We start from the raw sequence: 21,390 nt of genomic DNA, 5'->3' as shown, positions 1-21,390 counted from the left end.
TTTTTAACACCTACCTTACTAAAATAGGGGGATATGCCTCAAGGTCTCCGCGTAGAAAGCGAGCCAATAATAACGCCTGGATATGGGGGATTAATCCCCAAGATACTTTTTCTTTTAAGTAGGGATGGGTGATTTCTAACTGCTTTTCCTTTTGCCAAAGCTGTAAAAAATTACGGCGGGCTTCATCTGTAAGGATTACTGCCTTATTTTCTTTAGTAACAAAGTCTTTACTGTTTATCTGTTTACGATTGATTATCTTCAAAACAAACTTATCGGCTATGGTTGAACGTAATTCCTCCATTAAATCTAACGCCAATGATGTTCTGCCTGGTTTGTCACGATGTAGAAACCCTACGTAAGAATCCAGCCCAACTCCTTCAAGTGCTGCAGCCGATTCTGATGCAAGTAAAGAATAGGCAAAAGATAGCAAAGCATTTACAGGATTCAAGGGAGGCCTGCGAGTACGTTCGCGAAAGAAAAATATATCTTTTTGATGTAAAATGCATTCATCAAATACACTGTAATAAGCATTTGCTGCATTTCCCTCAATACCACGTAGTTCATCTAAATTATTGCAGCTTAAAGCCTCTTTTCTAGAATCATGTAATCTATTCACTATTTGATTGATACGATTGACATCAACCCTTAAAGCATGGTCTCTAGTTGTTCTTTTCAGCAATTGTTCACTATTAAAGATTTTCCCTACAATGAAATGTTTAGCAATTTTAGTGCTTTCCTCTTCATGATCTGAAACACGATACTGTTTTTTTCTTAATGTAACATTGCCATTTATTTTACCAGTTAGCCGACCCCGGAAGCGTCCACTGTTTGTGAAAAAAGTTAAGCTTATGTTTTGCTCCATACACTCACTCATTAGTGCAGGGCTTGCACCCTGGTGTCCAAAAGTAGATATTGCTTCGATGTTATGAAGTGGAATACGTGCAATAGACTTATTATCTTTCATCAGGTTGATATTTTTCCCTTTTAAAGCCAAATACATATCAGGTTCAGAGACATAAACGGTGTTTAATAATTGTTTCAATCTGTCAACATCCTATTCATATACGTAGATACTTTTTCTCTTTCTAATAACTTTGGTAAACATAAATTATGCAGAGAGCAGCGTAAACAATGTTTCCCTGTTTTTACGCGAGGAGTGTATCTTCTATGATAATAATGATGCATTTCTTGTACCATTTTTACGACGCGTCTCTTCATATCCTCGTTGATCATAAAATTTTCACGACGTTTTGTTTCATTATAGAAAAGCGCTGCTTCATGAATAGTGGTGGCTAGCATTTCCTCTAGACATATAACCTGTGCGACTAATTGTAAAATATCAGCATCATGTTTTTTTGGCTTTCCACGTTTATACTCTATTGGTTTTGCACGATAAAGATTTTCTTCTTGATCGAGTGGAATACCATCCTTATCTTGAATGAATTCAACCATATCGCATACACCGCTGATACCCAATTCTCTTGAATGGACTGGTAAAGCACGGACATAAATGGTTTCTCCTCTTTTTTCTCGTATAAAAGGATTATCTGCCTTTTCGTGAAGGTAATTACCTTCCACTGTTAGTACATTTTCTTTCCACTCTTGTTCAATATGAATCAATGCCCATTGTCTCTTACAGAAGACAAAATGCTGAATGCCTGAAAGTAATAGATATTCATCTTCTTTATAGTCCGTCATATTCCTCGACAGCCAATCCATCTAATTTATTTGCAGTAATTTTATAATTTTGAATAGACTGAGGTAAATCATTTTTAACTCGTTTCACATTTACTGTGCGATGTACAGCAGCAGAAGAATATTGACCCAACTTCGAATTATGCTCCCACCAAAAAACTTTGTTTACCTCCATACTGCCATCAGGTCTTGCAGAAGACGCATCATTCGCGAAAAGTGTTTTTAAAGCTTCTTTAAGTTTTTTAGCATCTTCATATGTAAATCCTGTTTGTTCAGCGAGTTGTGGATTGATACTGCCATAGAAGACATAGACTCCAAAATCGACTCGGTGTTTAGTTCCCATTGTATCTGATGTTTTTTGACCGGGATCTTTCTCGTTAGTTATGGAATTAGCACTTTTTGTTATTTGCATACTTGATATATCGACAGGTTCAATACTTGTTGCAGTGTGTACTGATACTGGCCCTCTTATGCCTATAGACATCTTGGTTCCTTTAAAGGCAAAGACTTGTCCAAAAGCACGCACATCATACCAGGTGTTACTGGCAATCATTTCAGCTGTTTGCTCATCAGTACCAGTTGTTTTAGATTTTGTTAGTAGCTTTTTCAGTTCGTCCACAGAATCAACGCGATCTTTAATGCTACGAAATTCATCCGATCGTCTTTCGTCTGACTGCACAAGTATTGATTCTCCCTCATCCTGCAGACGATTTCTTATTTTTCTTTTAAGAGCTACATCTGATACCTCTCCATGTCCATGAAAATCCTGACGAGGTCTGTTACCGTTGAGTGGGTCACCATTGGGATTAGCTTTATCGACTGTAAATACAACTGCGAAATCAATCTTATGATTCAATGTTGTCATTTTTATTATCCTCCTTTTTCGTATACATGTTTTGAATTTGGCTACTGTAGCCAAGTAAAAATATCGGTTTGAGAGAATCATCGGTCATTTGTTCAGTATTTAATTTGTTTTCAACTTGTTGTAAAAGCATTGCGTAGTAACTCGTATTATCACTTGAATTTTCAAAATATGGCGCCAACTGTTTGCGAATAATCATCCAAGTCCGAGCTGGATGCTGTGAAAAAGCATTAAAATAACGGGTTGCATTGGTAGCTCTTTTATCATCACGTTTTTCAAGAACTCTTTTTTCCATAACTTCTGCAATACCAAGCAAACGACCAAATAAATAATCACGTGAATGATTGTCTTCTTGTAATGCCACTGTGTATCCCTCACTTTCATATTGTTTATTAATGAGTGCACATGCAATATGGAGTGTTGCCTGCCAAGAATCATTAGAATTGGTAAAACTAAACGGATTTTTAACGCGATTATAGATCATCCGTACAATATCTTTGGGAAGCGGTTTTTGTTCGATGATACATGGAAGTAGCCGTGTATATAAATCTTTTTTGGCTCGGCTATCTGCTTTACTGCCATAAACTGCTTCGGCTATTCGGAACGTAGATGGGGTTCCAACATATGATTTTGTGACATTTGTACCTTCTTCTTTATAACTTTGAATCCAGCGACACGTCATATGCCATTTTATGATGGCATTATAAAATAAATCAGCACTAAGCTGTTGGTAATAGACGATGGCTAATCTTCCTTTGGTTGCTGCGTCAAGTGCTATAACTACTACATTTTTGAGATTTTCTTTTTCTAAATTATGTTTCATTCCATGTAAGGCTTTGTTCAGCTCTTCACCTACTACGTCTTCTGTTAAAACTTGTTCTTTACTTAAAGCCAGTAAATCTTGAGCAAAAATATCATCTTTCATTAATTCTTTTGTGTTGTCAAAAGGATCAAGTACATCAGGCTGTTCTAAACCAAAAGAGACAAAGTAGCGTGAATCAATGTATGTTCCTTGTCTTTGAATCAGCCATCTTAGCGCATGGTGTGCTTTTTGTGACACATTGTAGCCAATTTGTACAGCTTCTGTCGCCTCAGCAAAACGGCCACGGAATGTATACCCAGAGTGATCATTTGCTGAGATTAATTTGGCCATATCACCAGCATTACGAATGCGAGATCCATGTTGAGTCGTTAAGGTTGTTTGTTTCCCTGTCACATAACAATAACCTTGTTTCTGATCATGTGAATTTTCTAGGAAATCTATAAAGTTATTAAACAATATATGATCTTCCCATACAGCAGGGTCATCCGGAGATTCATGTAATACATCAAATCTTACAAAAGCTGAAAGAGCGCCTTCCGATACTGCTTTATAGATTTTTGGCTTTTCTTCTTTTTTGTTTGCAGTCCATTTGTCAATCACTTTATTATTGTCATCCATAGGAAGAACTTTTTCGTTAACTAAATCTTGTATTAGGGTTCCCTTTGAAATATACGAATAGATTGCTTTAACTTTTTTAGGAGCATTTCTTGCTTCAGCCCAGTCTTTCATTTGTTTACAGTAATCGTTATAATGTCCCTTGCGTTTTGCTTCCCCTCCATAGTTTACATAATCTCCTGCGACATATTGTAATTTATCGTGCAGAAAGTGGGGGGCACTGGTGCTCGCCCTGTTTGCCGATGCTGTTGTTGCCGGAACTATCGTCCGTGCATTTTCTTTGTCAATGACTTTTGCATTTTTAAATTCACCTTCTGAAGTGATTAAGATCTCTATTTGAGCACTCTGCATCACATGTGAAACCGGGAGCAATGTTATACGTTGTTTCCGTCGTTCTTCAAATTTTCCAACTTGTGATCCATTGCGTTTATAAACATCGGCTAATTGCTGCATCCAACTCATCGCTTCACCTCCTTAAACATCGTTTCATACTCCTCATCAACTGGAGTGAAATTTGTTCCCTTCTTAAAGTGTTTCATACTATCTTTGTGTATTGTTCTAACAATCTCGCAATTCTCGGGACGCTTGAATGAAATAATCCCGTTTTTCATGGTTGGCATCCATAAACGTGCTTGAAATAATTTTTGATCCCCTTCATCTGGGTAGGTGAATCCATGAAACATCGGTCCAAAGCTAATATCACCGTAATGATCATAAAAACTTTCGCCTTCCCCAAAAGAACATGCTTCAATGTATCCCTGACATTCTCGCGTTCCTAAAAAGATATCCCTTCGTCCTCCTCTTTTAGTGGCGCGAATTGCGATGTTATGATGCTTGTGTTCATTACGGTCATAGGCGAGGTCTGGTCTATTCTCATTAAATTCAAAATGAGCCCGGACTTGGTACGCTGGATTACGTAAATACGTATAGTACATTAAATCATTATCACTGTTTTGATATTTTATTGGGCGAATCCCTTTTACTTCCGTTTGAATCGCATTCATCACGCGAACTTCATCAACATACCATGTAATAGTTGGTTTCCAGTAAATCGATTCCACAATTCCTTTCAATGCTTGATATGTTGGTACTTGATACGTGAATTTTTCTCCGCCAATCTTTGTTGTAGGGTCAGTGAAAAGGGCATATTTACCATAAACAATGAATTCAATCTGATTTCTCATTATTTTCACCTCCTTAAAAGGTATAGTTATCTAATGTTGCTTCTCCTTCTAACGAGACACCATATTGTTCGTGATACGCCTTATCATTCAGACAAAAGATTGCCTCATTAAAGAGCGGTGTAACTAAATTCTCAGAACTTAATTTTTGCAATTCATAATCATAAAGGTTAACACTGTACTGTTGGGCTTGTTTTAACAATTGATTAAATAGTGTATGGTCGTTTATGTTTTCATTTAAACGTGCAATAATATTTTTACCTTCCCCAAATGGAACCAGAACACCCGTTGTAGGTGAAGATATGGCTTCAAAATATCGTTCTATCGTTTTGAACATTCCCGTGGATTTTGTCTGTGGGCTTTGTTTCGCTGCGAACGACCCATTAAGCAGATCTATTAATTCATAATCTAACCTTTTTGGGTTTCTCAAAATTTCGCGAGAGGCTTCTGCCTGAAAATGTGAGAAGTATGTTCTAATCGTTTCAGGATTTAATAACATCTCGGCGTATTGAGGATTAGACAGAATATAGTTTTCTGTTACTTCCCCACCAATACGAATTTCTGGTAATTTAGAAAGATGTTCATCTTTTGCGCGTATAAGATATACGTCTCCAATCTCTACTTCTTTATTTCGATTACAACGCCCTGCTGCCTGGGCAATTGAATCTAGGCCGGCTAGAGACCTGATGACAGATTCAAAGCTAATATCCACACCAGCTTCAATAAGCTGCGTGCTAATGCAAATAACCTTTTCTTTCCCCAGTTTTCCTTTAATTTCTGCTAGCTTTTCCTTTCGATGTGAGGGACACATAGATGTACTTAAATGGACAACATAAGCTTCTTCTTGTTCTGCTAGACGCTCGTATAACTTTCTTACTACTGTTTTTGTATTTAATATTATCAATACCGAATCTACTTTCTGTACAATCTGTTCAGTAAAATTTCCTATTTGATCGACATCCCACCCTTCACGTTCTACTTTATTGTGGAAGGTTACCCGTCTGAACGCATCTACTACTCTATTAAGGTTTGGTACCATCTCTGAATTTTCTTTTAGTAGAATGGGATGGTTCGATTTATCTATTGCGGGTTGTGTTGCAGTGCATAACACAATGCTGCTGTTCCCTACAATATGTAGAAAGTTCACAGCTGCATTAAATAATTCGGAGTGTTGATAGGGGACAGATTGCACTTCATCAAAGATAATAATAGAGTTAGTTAAATTATGTAATCGACGGCTTTTTCTTGTTCCTTTTTGAAAAAAGGCATCCAAAAATTGTACCATTGTTGTAAAAATAATCGGATAATCCCAATTGTCTCTTCCTAATTGGAGATTCTTGTGGTTCTGTATTTGATAATAATCCATTTCCTCATCCAAGTTATCATCGTCTATTACATTGGCATGGTGCTCAAGAACAGCTTCAGGCTGCTTAATAATTCTTCTTACAGCTTCTGCATTTTGCTCCAGTATCGTTGTATAGGGTACTACATAAATAATGCGGGATTTATGATGAGTTTGGGCATGTTTTAGTGCATAACGGAGACTCGCAAAGGTTTTACCACCACCGGTTGGAATAGTTAATGTATAGATAGCTGAAGATTTGTTAGCGAATTGGTCACAACTTTCTGATAAATCATTGCGTAATTGATTTATTTGTGTCACTTGTTGGTGTTTCCATTTTGTAACCTGGGCCATAAGCTCCTTATACCCATCCTTGAATACGTTCTCATTTTCGGGCGACTGGTTATTTTCTTCATTTTCCTCAAAACATCTGGTATTAGTCCGATCAGCATCAATCAAACAACTAAACACTAACTTTTGCATCAAGTTCAAATAAACATTAGGTTTTGCGAAAGGTTTTATACTTTTTATGAATGCCCTAAATTCATTGGTAGCCTCTTCGATAAGAGCCTTCACTCTTTGTTCATTTCCTTCTATCGATTCAAAATTCTCAACCACTTCATCATAGTGAGGTAGTTCTACATTGGTTACCCGCCTTAAATAGTCAGAGGGTTTTAAGTCAAGGTGTATAAAATTCTGCAATCCCGAATGGTGAGATAAAATCGCCATGCCAACTGTTTCAACCACGTAATTCTGAAAGGTATTTTGATTATAATAACGATCATATAAGTATTTGGCACCTGCAGTAGAATGGTCTATTTTTTTCTTGGTAACTTCTTTTTTGAAAACGGCATTTTGTAAATAAGTTGTAAAGTGTTGTGTGAATTTACCCATATCATGTAAAAGTCCTGCCAATTCCGCATGAGCTCCCAAGTTTACAGAGTCGCCATATTCACGTGCGATTAAAGATACCTCTTCTAAGTGCGATTGAACAGATTGCTCTGCATAGTCACTATTCCTAATATGAGCTAGTAACAATTCATCCACCTCCATTAAAATAACCTAGTATAAAACATTCTATAACTATGGTAACAAAACTTTTGTACATCGGATATATAAATATGGATAAATTTACTAAAATATAGGTAAATAAGGGTAATTTCTTATAAGAGAAAAGTATTGGTAATCCAAATATAGTGATTATCGTTTCCTCAACCCTGATTATTGATGAATTGGGGTAATTGAATCTATCAACCAATGAAGGACATTATTTATTTCAAGTAATTAGTCGAAGGTATGAAAATAGTTCGGTCATTTTAACGTCTAACAAACCTTCAGCCAGTGGGGAAAAGTGTTAGGAGAGGGAATTATTGAGACAGCAATTAGATCGGTTCTCCATCATTCCAGAGTATTTTCTGTCGAAGGGCCAAGCTTTCGAATGAAAAACAAAGCCGCCGAATAAGGCGGTAGCTTATAATTTTAACCTGCCGATTTTGTAGAAAATTAAACGGCCTTGACACCATTGTTCCTGCACATCTTCCTTGTTTTCACCATTTTTTATAGTAATTAGTAATTTTTTACTTTAATAAATTGATATGATAAGATAAACGCACTTCTTTATAAAGGAGAGGGAGTATGTGATGTAGAAGAAAGCATCTAAAACAGAAGGAAATTTAAAAAGTACAGCTCCCAAGAAAAAGAAAAAACCGTATACCCAAGCTAATAGGTGTTTTTTTCTGAGGATTTATAATAATTAGTCCAAATACATAATGGTCTACATATTCGTCGTAAACTAATCGCTGAGATGGATAGATTACCCGCTTTTATTTTCGATTTCCTTCCTAACTAAAGTTAAGGGTTATTAAAACCAAAGTGATAAAAGCAATAACAATAGCTGTTCCAGCACTAACTTCCAAACGAGTAAAAAAGTTGAATACTTCTATTACCAAAAGACTTAAAACAAATACCATAAAATTTATAAAAGTACGCGAATTATCTTCGTTAAGGATGAATTTTACTGAGAAAAAGTAGATTCCTATTACACTAATTGATATGCTCCTTATCATTTTTCGAATCCACAATGTGAACCCCAAATTCCTTCGTCGCCAAGATAATGAATAAATTATATAAACACCGTTTAGCTTTTTACCTTTCCGTTCCTCTCAAGTTGCCCGTGAAGAAAGTAGTAGGCAAATAGATTGAAAATTCTTCACTGAACGTTAACTTGCCGTTAATACGCAGTCAATATCTTTCTACTAAATTAGTAATTGAAATAGGATTTGAGAGGAGAGGTATGATGTATAAAAGATTGGGTGTTTTAGCTTTAAGCGCAGGTCTTGTATTCTCAGGATCAAGTTTGGGTGTGGTAGATGCAGCGAAGTCTGATCAAGCTGGTGACAAAGGGAAACCGAATAATGGAAAAGTAGAAAATGTCATCTACATGATTCCAGATGGGTTTAGCTCGGATTATGCTGCGAATTACCGTGTGTATAAAGGCGAAGATGCGATATGGGATGCGCATTTAAAAGGGATGTACACAACAAATTCTGCAAATAGTGATATTACAGATTCTGCAGCAGCGGGAACGGCAATGGCAACTGGTGAAAAAACAAACAATGGGGTTATCGGGCTTGATCCAGAAGGAGAAGTGTTACCGACTATCCTTGAAAAATCTGAATCAGCGGGTAAATCTTCTGGTTTAGTAGCGACCTCAACGGTTACACATGCTACTCCTGCTTCTTTTGCAGCACATGTAGATGATCGTAACAAGGAAACGGAAATTGCGAGACAACTAGTTGAGAGTGAAGTAGATGTAATACTTGGTGGAGGAAAAAATAACTTTCTTCCATCCTCTGAAGGCGGAAACCAGGAAGAGCGTAATCTAATAGAAGAAGCAGATGAGAAAGGATTTAATTTTGTAGAAACGCGTGATCAATTACAAAACATAGAAGACTTGAATGTTGAAGATGGGGACAAATTGTTAGGTCTATTTGCAGAAGATGCACTTGCTCCTGAATTACATCGTGGGGAAACAGAAGAGCCAAGTCTTGCTGAAATGACAGGACAAGCTATTGATGTTTTAGAAGAAGATAAGGATGGATTCTTCCTTGTCGTAGAAGGCAGCCAAATTGACTGGGCTGGACATGACAACGATGCGGCATGGGCAATGTCTGATGTAGCTGCTTTTGAGAAAGCGGTAGAAGAGGCATTGAAATTTGCAGAAGAAGATGGGAAAACAATGGTTGTTGTTGCTGGGGACCATGACACTGGTGGAATGACAACTGGTGCAAATGAATCGATGGAATTAAGTGCTGATGTTTTAGGCAATGTAACCGCCACTGGTGAATACATGGCCGCACAATTAAATGAAGAACGTTCCAACGTAAGGGAAGTAGTGGAAGAGTACACAGGGCTAGCGTTATCAGAAGAAGAGGTACAAGCCATTGAAGACGCAAGCAATCCTAAGCTTGCAATCAATACGATTGTAAGTAACTACGCAAAGATTGGCTGGTCAAGCACCAATCATACTGGAGCACACATTCCACTTTATGTGTATGGACCGCAAGCAGATGAGTTTGTAGGATTCCATGACAATACGGATTTGCCGAAAATGATTGCGGATGTTATGAAGTTAAAATAAGTACTACAGGGAGTGCTAATCGATTGTGATTAGCACTCTTTTTCTGCAAAAAACCACAACTCCCTATAACTGAATGATCTATCTATGTATTTTCTCAAGAGCAGTTATTGTTATCACCAATATATCGTAACGGAGGCTTCTCAGGAGTTCACGGAACTTTTGGGAAGCCTTCTAATTTCATTGCTTGTGTATACCGTAAAAAAGAAGGTGAAAAAGGCGATTATTGAAATGGATCGCCTTGTGCTGGATAATGCGCCTTCATGGTCGTAGGGAAAGCGGGAGAGTGCTCTTCGTTTATTCTTCCGTTTCCAAGTCTAAGAATGTGCTAACTTCTTTTACATAATCAGCAAGCGGATAGGATTTGTATAGACGGCCTGATAATCGGATCGGGTCTCCAAAAAAGTACCTTTCATATTGCGTTTGTCTCGTTCCGAATGAACTCATGGTCAGGTCCCAGGCTAACCGGAATATTTTCACTCGATCCTCTGCGTTCTTCGTGGCGGATTGGAGATATTGATCGAGATCGGATCGGATAGAGGAATGAAATGCATTTTCCGTAGGCAAACCAACCAGTCCGCTGGCACCAATCGATTGAATGATTTCAGTGAAGCGGGGATAAATTTTTGGGAAGATGTTGTTGGCTACCTGGAGCGGAACAACATTTGGGCGCATGGTACCCCACTTGTCTAAAGCGGCATCATGTTCAGCCTTCTCCAATAGAGCTTTCATTGTTTCAAGTCCGACGATGATTTCTGACAGTTTATCTTGAATATGTGGATACTCGCTCACGTTAATGGTTTGTACTAGAAGCTCTGCCAGCCCTAAAATGAATTCGGTTTTGACAATTTGTCTGATCACGGCTTGATGGGACGTAAAAGCGTGAAAAGAACTTTGGAAGGCTAATTCTGCAGCTGCCAGTCCATTGTCATAATAGAATACCCGATTCCATGGTACGAGTACATTGTCGAAAACAAGGATGGTATCCATTTCTTCGAACCGAGAACTTAGGGGGTAATTGAAAAGAGAATCCCCACCAACAAATGACTCTCTGCAAATAAATTTTAAACCTTTCATATCTGATGGAATAGAAAAGGCAAAAGCTTCCTCTTCATCTAGCAAAAAATTAGGAATACTAGTAACGAGTACTTCGTCGGTTATTCCCCCTTGTGTAGCTAAAAGGCGTGCACCTTTAATAACGATCCCTTCCTCGTTTCGATCGATCACCCGGGCGACAATGGGTTCTTTCTCAGAGGATTCATAATAGGTCTTGGAACGGTTTACTTGAGGGGAGACAAATGTATGGGTGAATGAAAGGTCTTTTTCCATCGCCATTTCATATAAGGATTGGATATTTTCCGGAAAACAATTGGCTCTTCCTCTTAATACAGGAGAAGAAGAGGCGAAACTCATCACAGCCGAATTGAGGTAATCGGGACTTCTTCCCATAAAGCCTCCCGTTTTTCTTGCCCAATGCTCACTTAGCTTTCGCCTTTTTAGTAAGTCCTCCTTCGTTTTGGGCTGCAAGAAGGATAGCCCGACAGAATCCCCCGTCTTTGGTGAAAGAAAAGTCATCTCATCTTTCAATGCAGGATCATGCTGCATGTCATATAGGGAAGCCTTTGTCTGAAGGATCCCTTTAAAGGCAGGGTGCTCAGAGATTTTCCCCTGAATCTTTTTTCCATCTAGCCAAATTTCTGTATTTAGCTGATTTATCCGGTTAAGAAATTCTGTCCCATTGATAGCTCCCATAATAACACTCCTCTTGAGCCAAATAAACGTGAATTGGTATTTACCCAACATCTTATGCTTAAAAATATGGAAAAGTTAATGGGACAAAAATGAAGGGGGAAATTATTTGTCGCCTCCCAAGCAAATGGATGGGAGCACAGGAATTTGTTTTACAGATAGCACCTGCGTTCTAGAACACTAATCCTTTAGGTGAATATCCTGGTATGGGAGGTATTTCATATGAGAGAGTCGATCAAGCGAATAGCTCAACAGTTTATCATTACGCACTTTCCTGAGTCAGATATAGCCTGGTTAGGTGGGAGCGCCGTTTATGGAAATCTAACAACGGAATCCGATCTTGACTTGATTATCATTGATGAAACAGAAACACCGAGACTTGAATGTTTTCACTTTCTTGGATGGAAAATCGAAGCATTTATTTATACAGCTTTATCTCTGGAGCTTGAATTTCAAACAGCTAGATATAAAGGGATGCCCACCATCATAAAAATGTGTGCAGAGGGTTTACTTATAGAGGATAAACAAGGGGATGGAAAGGAACTCCAAAGAGAGGCAAGAATACTTTATGAACAAGGTCCACAGCTTTGGGATGACGACAAAATAAATGCAGCAAGGTATCAAATCACAGATTTTTTGTCAGACTTTAGAAGTTCAGAAGACTTTGAAGAAAGTTTCTTTATTTTAAATAAGTTGATCAATACGTTAACGGAACTGATTTTAAGGGTGGAGGGGAATTGGTTTGGTGAAGGAAAGTGGGTTGCTAGAAACCTTAAATCATACGATAAAGATCTGTCTGATAAACTAGCTGAATATACAAAAACATACGTGAAGACGAATGATAAAACAGAACTGATAGCATTCATTCAATCTACACTTGATAAGTATGGTGGACAATTATTCGCTGGTTATAAAGGATTCTTTTTTTAGTTGAAAAATTACTTATGAAAGAAATGATAGTAATGAAAATGCTTAGTACCACTACCGTAACTTATGAGAAATTCATCGGCAGTTTTTTTAAAGATTTCTCCATATATGTCTCTATCCGCGTCCACCTTTTTGGCATAACCTACAATATCATTTACTAAAGGAGGAATTTTTATGCCATTCTTCATAGGTGGATTCGGTGTCGGCCCTCGTTACCGCTTCCGTCGAGGTTTTGGTCCTCGCTCTCGTTTTCGTCGGGGTGCTAATTTTGGTNAGCCTTTGTCTGAAGGATCCCTTTAAAGGCAGGGTGCTCAGAGATTTTCCCCTGAATCTTTTTTCCATCTAGCCAAATTTCTGTATTTAGCTGATTTATCCGGTTAAGAAATTCTGTCCCATTGATAGCTCCCATAATAACACTCCTCTTGAGCCAAATAAACGTGAATTGGTATTTACCCAACATCTTATGCTTAAAAATATGGAAAAGTTAATGGGACAAAAATGAAGGGGGAAATTATTTGTCGCCTCCCAAGCAAATGGATGGGAGCACAGGAATTTGTTTTACAGATAGCACCTGCGTTCTAGAACACTAATCCTTTAGGTGAATATCCTGGTATGGGAGGTATTTCATATGAGAGAGTCGATCAAGCGAATAGCTCAACAGTTTATCATTACGCACTTTCCTGAGTCAGATATAGCCTGGTTAGGTGGGAGCGCCGTTTATGGAAATCTAACAACGGAATCCGATCTTGACTTGATTATCATTGATGAAACAGAAACACCGAGACTTGAATGTTTTCACTTTCTTGGATGGAAAATCGAAGCATTTATTTATACAGCTTTATCTCTGGAGCTTGAATTTCAAACAGCTAGATATAAAGGGATGCCCACCATCATAAAAATGTGTGCAGAGGGTTTACTTATAGAGGATAAACAAGGGGATGGAAAGGAACTCCAAAGAGAGGCAAGAATACTTTATGAACAAGGTCCACAGCTTTGGGATGACGACAAAATAAATGCAGCAAGGTATCAAATCACAGATTTTTTGTCAGACTTTAGAAGTTCAGAAGACTTTGAAGAAAGTTTCTTTATTTTAAATAAGTTGATCAATACGTTAACGGAACTGATTTTAAGGGTGGAGGGGAATTGGTTTGGTGAAGGAAAGTGGGTTGCTAGAAACCTTAAATCATACGATAAAGATCTGTCTGATAAACTAGCTGAATATACAAAAACATACGTGAAGACGAATGATAAAACAGAACTGATAGCATTCATTCAATCTACACTTGATAAGTATGGTGGACAATTATTCGCTGGTTATAAAGGATTCTTTTTTTAGTTGAAAAATTACTTATGAAAGAAATGATAGTAATGAAAATGCTTAGTACCACTACCGTAACTTATGAGAAATTCATCGGCAGTTTTTTTAAAGATTTCTCCATATATGTCTCTATCCGCGTCCACCTTTTTGGCATAACCTACAATATCATTTACTAAAGGAGGAATTTTTATGCCATTCTTCATAGGTGGATTCGGTGTCGGCCCTCGTTACCGCTTCCGTCGAGGTTTTGGTCCTCGCTCTCGTTTTCGTCGGGGTGCTAATTTTGGTCCTGGCTTTCGTTATCGCCGTGGCCCATTTATCTATTAATGTTGTCACTTCGCTTTTGATAGTACTATTGCTAATGGCGGTTGAGTATATTCTCTCTATAAATTTCAACTAGAAGATAAGAAACTGCAAAGAATCAATTTAGTAAAGAGAGCGAAATGCTAACACTTTTGCTCAAATCGAGTTTAACAGAGGTTTCCCAAAAGTTTACAGCACTTTTGGCAAGCCTCTTTTTTTCGCGGAGCACACATAGCACTCCCTTTTACTTATCGTGTAACAAAGTATAATTATGAATTGTTTGAACACGAAATACTGCAAGATATAAGAGAGAATGGTCTCGTGTTAAGTCTGTACAATGCAGTGCTTGGGAGGGAATTTAAGCAGCCTTCCACACCGGTTTGTGGTTTACTAAGCTTCCATTTAATTCAAAATTGGCTAAGTCCAATACTACTTGTTACCGACACCTTTCTTTGAGAACAAAAATTTTTTTGGGTGCATAACCTAATAAGGGTAAAAATGAAAGAAAGGGGAGTGTCAAATGGTTAGAGAAGAAGTGCAACAACTTATAAATAACCTCATTCAAATTGAACACATTTCAACAACTTTGTATCTAGCAATGTCGGCTTATTTAGACAGCGAAAATTATACAGGTATGGCAAAGTGGCTCAGACTTCAATCAGAGGAAGAGCGTACACATATGTTGACCTTAATCGATTATTTAACCGGGAAAAATGGGGTGGTGAAACTGAGCGATGTTCCAGCTCAACCTACTGATTTCGGAACACCTCTCGAAACTTTTCAAAAGGTTCTGGAGCATGAGCAGTATGTGACGAACTGGTACCGCCAAGCTTATGATTATATTAAACAAGTGGATCCGCAAACGACAGTCATTATTCAGGACTTTTTAAGAGAACAAATTGATGAGGAAGCACAAGTATTAACGATAGTGGATCGTCTTAAATTGGCAGGAGAAAATTCTTCAGCATTATTGCTTCTCGATCAAGAGCTTGGTCAAAGGCAGAACGGCGCGGCTCCTGCCGGTTAATATTATCCGCTGGGTAAATTAAGTCACCATTATAAAGTAAGCTTCTCATAAGGGTTATCCATATGGGAAGCTTTTTTGTATTGTTGGCCCTATTGGCCGCCTCGTCTTTCTTATCTATCGATGAAAAACAACTTAAAAATCAAAAGTTGGTTGTCGAGACTTTCCTGTTAAGGAGTTTTTTTAGTCAGTTAGCGTTAATATAATAAAACAATAAATGAAAATAATTAATACTTTAATTAAAATTGTTTAATTAATTTATTTACTTTATTAATTTTATTGTATATAATCAAATCAAACAAAAAGAAAGGAATCTAACATGGCACATCCACTACTAACCAATTGTCCCGTATGTTCACAAACACTGAAAATTACGAAACTGCATTGCTCACATTGCCAGACGACTATCGAGAACGAATTTGAATTATTCAAATTTGCTTCTCTAACGAAAGAGCAACTTCATTTTGTTGAAGTTTTTCTCGTATGCAGAGGCAATATTAAAGAGGTTGAAAAAGAACTTGGAATTTCCTATCCAACCGTTCGGGGCAAGCTGAACGACATTGCATCCGCATTGGGTTATGAACGAAAGAAGAAGAAGGAAGTAGACGAGAAAAAGGTTGTTATGATGCTTGAACAGGGAGAAATTACGGCAGATGAAGCAATCAAAATGTTAAAAGATGAATAGGAGGAATGTTAAATGAAAAAGGAGATTGAAAAAGTTTTGACAATGGTTCAAGAAGGTCAGGTTGATGCGGAAAAGGGCGCTGAATTAATTCAAGTTTTAAAAGAAAAGGAACAAGGTACTTCCGTTGAATCAAGTGATACTCCTTCTAAGACTACTAGTTACATGGATAAAACATTAAAAATACGCGTTGTGTCTACTGAAAATGACAACGTAAATGTAAACCTTCCGATCAAGCTGGTTCAGGTTATTCTATCAGCGGGTCACAACATCGCTTCCAAGATTCCTCAGTCTGAACAATATGTGAAAGATATAGATATCGATATGATTCTAGAAGCAATCGAAAATGAACTGGACGGCCAAATTGTTGATGTGAAGTCGGCGAACGGTGATACCGTTTCAATAGTTATTGAATAGAGGGTGCAGAGTATGTTGCGTGTAAAGGTGAAAACAAATGAAGCAAAGTTCATGATACCAGTCCCCTATGTCCTTTTAGACTTCGGCGCTTCCATCTTAACCTCCAAATTATTGATCCGATATGCTAACAGGTGGTCTAAACCTCACCTGGATAAGAAAAATATATCTTTTACGATTCCTTCCATAGATAAAAAAGAACTAAAACGTATTGTTAAAGAACTTAAAAAGAACAAAGGTCTGGAGTTAGTTAATGTGAAAGCTCAAGACGGCACGGAAGTGATTGTGAGATTGTAAAGTGGAGGAGAATTTGGTGTTTCAGATGGAGATACTTCTGCTTCATTCCATCAGCACCTTTTCTCCTGGTGCCTTTCCTATCGATGAGGATAACTTTGTTAAAGTACTTCATTTAAGGCTGCTCAAACGCTTCTTCTTCTGTGTTCCCAACTGGCTTTCCCTGGTTTGGGATTTCCTGAAAGCATAGTTGAAGACATGTTCTTCAAGAAATCATCCAAACACTCAATAAGCCATTTATTTTGTCCCTTTCTTCGTACGTCTTTGCCCGTCGTTTCTCTCCCTTTCACTCACTCCCTCATGGTTGAGCGCAATCTCTACAAGAGACACCACTTTTTTTCCTTCCTACCGCTTCATAACTTAACTCAAACTTCTCCTCGTTAGGAAAACAAATCCTCATAAAGAGTAAAGGCGATGAGGCGATTCTTTCTTGTCGTATCAAAGCTGGATATCAATCTGAAGCTATGATTAAATAATCTTAAGCCCATCATTGACCAGCGTGGTCACTAATGCTAAGATAAAAATGACCAATGTGGTCAATATAATCGAGGGAAGGAGATCACGATTATTAACGTAAGCTTTAATAAATTAAACCCAGAGAAAAAAACACTTATTATTAATGCGGCAATAAAGGAATTTATTCAGAACGGATTTGATCAAGCATCCACAAATGAAATGGTAAAAGAGGCAAAAATATCCAAAGGTTCCTTATTTAATTATTTTAATAGCAAAAAAGATCTTTACGTCTATTTAATTGAATACGGCATTCAGGTGATTGAACGTCTTTATGAACAAATTGATTTAAATGAAACCGATTTATTTAAAAGAATTGAAAATATTGGCTTACAGAAAATGCACATTCAAAAAAAGTATCCTCACGCATTTGATTTCCTGGCTTCCTGCATTCAAGAGGAATCGGCTGACGTAATAGATATTATTAAGAACAAAGTTAATCCTATCTATGAGGAGGGGACAAAGCTAATCTATAAAGATATTGATTACACCAAGTTCCGTGAAGATATCGATATCGAAAAAGCAATTGAAATTCTTAATTGGACTATGTTTGGTTTTGGGGAGAAATCCATCCATCAACTCAATAGCTTTGAAGATATCGGGGAGTTTGGAGATTACTATCTGAAAGAATGGGAGAGTTATGCCCACATTCTGAAGCATAGCTTTTATAAATGAGTGTCATGGTAATTTGGCAATTTACGGTGATGGAATCACAAAACAATGTCCCAAAAGCTTGTTGTGCAATTTGGCCGAAGAGAAGTATTTTTCTCGTTCATCTAAAAAGGCATGACAGAAAGAGCCGATAATTCTATTTAAGGAGTGGCATGGTGATGACAAACATTGTAAGCATACAAGGTTTACAAAAAAAGTTCGGTAAGTTTCAAGCGTTAAATGACGTCAATTTTACTGTGAATGCTGGAGAAGTTGTCGGTTTTATCGGCCCCAATGGAGCTGGTAAATCTACAACGATCCGGATATTACTTGGAATTATCAAACGAGATGCCGGTAGTGCGAAAATATTCGGGAAGGACGTTTGGAAAGACAGCCTTGAAATTCATAAACGCATTTCCTATGTTCCAGGAGACGTGACACTGTGGGGAAACCTGACAGGTGGTGAAATAATTGATTTATTTCTTAAATTGCACGGCGGGGGAGATAAGCGAAAACGCGACGAGTTAATTAAACGATTTGAATTGGATCCCAAGAAAAAAGCGAAGGGGTATTCCAAAGGAAATCGCCAAAAGGTAGGGTTGATTGCCGCATTGGCTGCTGATTCGGATTTATACATTTTTGATGAACCGACATCCGGTCTTGATCCTTTGATGGAGGCCATATTCCAGGAGGAAGTAGAAAAAATCAAGGAAGCTGGTAAATCGATTCTTTTATCCTCTCATATTTTGAGTGAAGTAGAACGTTTGGCAGACAAGGTTGCCATCATTCGCCAAGGTGAAATCGTGGAAACCGGCACCCTCGATGAACTCCGTCACCTGACTCGTTCTACGGTCACTTTGGCAACAAAGGAGGATGTAGCAGAAATGGCTGGTTTAAAGGGTGTATTTGATTTCAACCAAAAAGATAACGAAGCGACATTCTCCGTGGATAACCAACACCTTGATGACATTTTATTAAAAGCAAGCAAATTAGGGGTTAAGAAATTCGAATCCGTCCCGCCAACCCTTGAAGATTTGTTCATGCGTCATTATGAAGGATAATCGCCTGGAAGGAGGTTGACAATCGATGAAGGAAAAACTTGCAAGTTGGCCTACACTGTTTCTGCTTTTTCTAAAACGTGATTGGAAAAAGATCATGGTTTGGGTGCTGGGACTTGGTTTATTTTCAGCTGCTTATGTTCCAGCTTTTGAAGAAATAACCAAAGGGCAGGGGCTAAAGGGAATGTTCGAAACATTACAGAATCCAGCTATGATAAGTATGGTTGGCCCTACGCCTGTCGAAACAGCAGCTGATTACACTTTAGGTGCCATGTATGCACACGAAATGTTACTCTTCTGCAGTTTATTTGCGATGGTCATCGCTGTTTTACATGTGGTAAGTCATACTCGTAAAGAAGAGGATCATGGTCTGCTGGAACTTGTGCGCTCCTTTCAAATTGGTCGCCAGGCAAACTCGCTTGCTGCGATGATAGAAATCCTTTTCATCAACGTTTTATTAGCACTCTTTATTGGTGGAGTGATGCTAAGCTTTGGTGCTGATACGATTTCTGTTGAAGGCTCTTTTTTATTTGGAGCATCCATCGGAATGGCTGGGATTCTCGGTGCCGTGATTGCTTTGGTTATGGCACAAATTATGCCTGCTTCATCTGGGGCAACGGGGTCATCCCTTGGCATCATAGGTTTGCTTTATATCGTTCGTGCGGGGACAGATGTCTCCAATGCTGACTTTTCCATGGTCAATCCTTTAGGATGGACTTATTTAACCTATCCCTTTACGGATAATAACTGGCTCCCGCTCATCTTTGCTTTGATTTTCAGTATCATGATGGTGGTCCTTGCTTTTACGCTTGAAGGAAACCGGGATTTGGGGGCTGGCTATCTCCCTGAAAGAGAAGGACGAGATAGAGCCAAGAAATCCTTACTGTCCGTCCGTGGTTTGTTTATTAAAATGAACAAAGGCGTCATGATTAGTTGGTTGATTGCGTTTGTCATTATGGGAGCTGCTTATGGTTCCATTTATGGAGACATGCAAACCTTCCTTGGAAGTAATGAAATGATGGAGCAAATGTTTGCCCAATCAGGCGTATCGATTGAAGAATCCTTCACAGGAACGATCATGGTGGTCATGATCAGTTTGGTTTCAATTTTACCTATTGTCATTGTAAACAAACTTTTTTCAGAAGAAAGGCGATCGCGCTTAGGTCAGCTTTATGCGACTAAAGTGACCCGCAGCCAATTTTATTGGACCAGTATGGGTTTAGCCGTTTTGGCAGGCCTGGCAGGCATTTTCTTAGCAGCAGGCAGTCTCGGAGGGACAGCTAGCGCAGCCATGGGGGGGAACGAAACGATGGATATGGTTGATTTTTTTGCTGCTGGTTTCAATTTCTTACCCTCCGTATTATTTTTTATTGGTTTAGCGGCATTAGCTCTCGGTTGGGCACCTCGATTAGGTAAAGTGGTTTATGTTTATCTTGGCTACTCTTTTGCGTTGAACTATTTTGGTAACATTTTAGACTTGCCGGAGTGGTTTTCCAAAACGGCCATTCAAAGCTGGCTATCTCGAATGCCATTAGAAGATTTTAATGCTCCAAGCTTCCTTACAATCATCGTCATTAGCATCGCTTTGATGATAATTGGCTATCTGGGCTATCATAGACGGGATTTGATGGAAGGGGCTTAAGTAGGATGATAGAAACACCTCCTCGGTCGAAAAAACGTAACGGCCGACAGAGGCCACTGAAAAACTGAAGGTCTTTGAAAAGTAGAATTTTAAAAAAACGGTCTGTATGGAATTTGATTTCCATACAGACCGCTTTTATCTAATTTCAATGATTTGTGCCCTCTATTCCTTCATGGATTCATCGATAGAATAAATCATTTTTCGGACGTTTTTGGAACGGGAGCGCAATACTTCTTGAAGAGATGTTTGATTGTATCGTGCTTTGGTGTGTGTCGCATCAAGGATGAGAGACTTCGATTGAATCACGCCTTTCTCAAGCGCGACCTCCACGGTTTTTCCCTTCAGGAGATCTAAAAGGTTGATGTCTTTCAGACGTTTACGACGGAAGTGAGCTAGTAAGCTGGGGTCAATGACGTCATTTTCTGGTGCCCTTCAAAGAAAATCACTTCTTTTTCGTTTACCCTCTGTTGATTCCACGATGAGCGATCGGTGGTGACGCCTGCGGGAACAGCGCGAGCCGAAGATCCACTTGGTTAAGTGATCTTCTTGACCAAGTTAGCTGAGGCCGTGCCCGCGGCAAGCATCCACCGATAAGCGATTCGTGAGAATCAACAACAAACTTTAAAATCTCTTCTGGATTAGAAAGGACTTTTTCAGTGG

At 38.5% G+C, this 21,390-nt stretch carries 18 protein-coding genes and 2 pseudogenes; 11 read left to right on the top strand and 9 right to left on the bottom strand.

Annotated features, from left to right (window positions below):
• Positions 1-10: 10 nt before the first annotated feature.
• The 6 genes from cas1c to BN1067_RS02565 are packed head-to-tail and all read right to left on the bottom strand — an operon-like array spanning position 11 to position 7,556.
• Positions 11-1,042, bottom strand: a complete 1,032-nt coding sequence (gene cas1c / locus BN1067_RS02590; RefSeq protein ID WP_053217380.1) for a type I-C CRISPR-associated endonuclease Cas1c — start codon at positions 1,040-1,042, stop codon at positions 11-13.
• On the bottom strand, positions 1,039-1,698 hold the full coding sequence (gene cas4 / locus BN1067_RS02585; RefSeq protein WP_053217379.1) for a CRISPR-associated protein Cas4: 660 nt from the start codon (positions 1,696-1,698) through the stop codon (positions 1,039-1,041). The genes cas1c and cas4 overlap by 4 nt, the downstream gene beginning before the upstream one ends.
• On the bottom strand, positions 1,685-2,560 hold the full coding sequence (gene cas7c, locus BN1067_RS02580; protein ID WP_053217378.1) for a type I-C CRISPR-associated protein Cas7/Csd2: 876 nt from the start codon (positions 2,558-2,560) through the stop codon (positions 1,685-1,687). Before cas7c ends, cas4 begins: the two co-directional genes overlap by 14 nt.
• Positions 2,541-4,457: a type I-C CRISPR-associated protein Cas8c/Csd1 gene (gene cas8c, locus BN1067_RS02575; RefSeq protein ID WP_053217377.1), complete on the bottom strand. Its 1,917-nt coding sequence runs from the start codon at positions 4,455-4,457 to the stop codon at positions 2,541-2,543. Before cas8c ends, cas7c begins: the two co-directional genes overlap by 20 nt.
• Entirely contained in the window at positions 4,454-5,179 is a 726-nt protein-coding gene (gene cas5c, locus BN1067_RS02570; RefSeq protein WP_053217376.1) for a type I-C CRISPR-associated protein Cas5c, read from the bottom strand. The genes cas8c and cas5c overlap by 4 nt, the downstream gene beginning before the upstream one ends.
• Positions 5,180-5,192: 13 nt before the next feature.
• Positions 5,193-7,556 carry a CRISPR-associated helicase/endonuclease Cas3 gene (locus tag BN1067_RS02565; RefSeq protein WP_053217375.1) on the bottom strand — a complete coding sequence of 788 codons (2,364 nt, stop codon included), beginning with the start codon at positions 7,554-7,556 and terminating at the stop codon, positions 5,193-5,195.
• A 203-nt stretch (positions 7,557-7,759) separates the two neighbouring features.
• Here BN1067_RS02565 and BN1067_RS20565 point away from each other — a divergent pair.
• Positions 7,760-7,980 (top strand): annotated as a pseudogene (locus BN1067_RS20565) (ATP-binding protein).
• Between the two features lie 834 nt (positions 7,981-8,814).
• Positions 8,815-10,158, top strand: a complete 1,344-nt coding sequence (locus tag BN1067_RS02555; protein ID WP_053217374.1) for an alkaline phosphatase — start codon at positions 8,815-8,817, stop codon at positions 10,156-10,158.
• A 294-nt stretch (positions 10,159-10,452) separates the two neighbouring features.
• Here BN1067_RS02555 and hpaB read toward each other — a convergent pair whose 3' ends face one another.
• Complete coding sequence (gene hpaB / locus BN1067_RS02550; protein ID WP_053217373.1) at positions 10,453-11,907, bottom strand: 4-hydroxyphenylacetate 3-monooxygenase, oxygenase component; 1,455 nt, start codon at positions 11,905-11,907, stop codon at positions 10,453-10,455.
• Positions 11,908-12,126: 219 nt separating this feature from the next.
• Between hpaB and BN1067_RS02545 the strand changes: the two genes are divergently transcribed.
• From BN1067_RS02545 to BN1067_RS02500, 9 genes are all read left to right on the top strand, one after another.
• Positions 12,127-12,834 (top strand): nucleotidyltransferase domain-containing protein, encoded by a 708-nt coding sequence (locus BN1067_RS02545; RefSeq protein WP_053217372.1) that lies wholly within the window; start codon positions 12,127-12,129, stop codon positions 12,832-12,834.
• A gap of 625 nt (positions 12,835-13,459) precedes the next feature.
• Complete coding sequence (locus BN1067_RS02540; protein ID WP_053217372.1) at positions 13,460-14,167, top strand: nucleotidyltransferase domain-containing protein; 708 nt, start codon at positions 13,460-13,462, stop codon at positions 14,165-14,167.
• Positions 14,168-14,972: 805 nt separating this feature from the next.
• Positions 14,973-15,479, top strand: coding sequence for a ferritin (locus BN1067_RS02530; protein ID WP_053217370.1), 507 nt, complete (start codon positions 14,973-14,975; stop codon positions 15,477-15,479).
• 316 nt (positions 15,480-15,795) lie between these two features.
• Positions 15,796-16,161 (top strand): DUF2089 domain-containing protein, encoded by a 366-nt coding sequence (locus BN1067_RS02525; protein ID WP_053217369.1) that lies wholly within the window; start codon positions 15,796-15,798, stop codon positions 16,159-16,161.
• Between the two features lie 12 nt (positions 16,162-16,173).
• Positions 16,174-16,575 (top strand): SHOCT-like domain-containing protein, encoded by a 402-nt coding sequence (locus tag BN1067_RS02520; RefSeq protein WP_053217368.1) that lies wholly within the window; start codon positions 16,174-16,176, stop codon positions 16,573-16,575.
• 12 nt (positions 16,576-16,587) lie between these two features.
• Positions 16,588-16,869 carry a hypothetical protein gene (locus BN1067_RS02515; RefSeq protein WP_053217367.1) on the top strand — a complete coding sequence of 94 codons (282 nt, stop codon included), beginning with the start codon at positions 16,588-16,590 and terminating at the stop codon, positions 16,867-16,869.
• Positions 16,870-17,424: 555 nt separating this feature from the next.
• Positions 17,425-18,054, top strand: coding sequence for a TetR/AcrR family transcriptional regulator (locus BN1067_RS02510; protein ID WP_324777805.1), 630 nt, complete (start codon positions 17,425-17,427; stop codon positions 18,052-18,054).
• Positions 18,055-18,209: 155 nt separating this feature from the next.
• Complete coding sequence (locus BN1067_RS02505; RefSeq protein ID WP_053217365.1) at positions 18,210-19,091, top strand: ABC transporter ATP-binding protein; 882 nt, start codon at positions 18,210-18,212, stop codon at positions 19,089-19,091.
• 25 nt (positions 19,092-19,116) lie between these two features.
• A complete protein-coding gene (locus BN1067_RS02500; RefSeq protein ID WP_053217364.1) occupies positions 19,117-20,730 on the top strand; it encodes an ABC transporter permease in 1,614 nt (537 codons plus the stop codon).
• Between the two features lie 165 nt (positions 20,731-20,895).
• Here BN1067_RS02500 and BN1067_RS20075 read toward each other — a convergent pair.
• A pseudogene (locus BN1067_RS20075) lies at positions 20,896-21,159 on the bottom strand (IS5/IS1182 family transposase); the annotation flags it as partial.
• A 28-nt stretch (positions 21,160-21,187) separates the two neighbouring features.
• A partial coding sequence (locus BN1067_RS20070) for a hypothetical protein (RefSeq protein ID WP_234400605.1) occupies positions 21,188-21,390 on the bottom strand: 203 nt, incomplete at its 5' end.

This window comes from Virgibacillus senegalensis (genome assembly GCF_000821245.2).
Lineage (GTDB): Bacteria > Bacillota > Bacilli > Bacillales > Amphibacillaceae > Sediminibacillus > Sediminibacillus senegalensis.
This window is presented reverse-complemented; position numbering and strand designations above follow the sequence as displayed.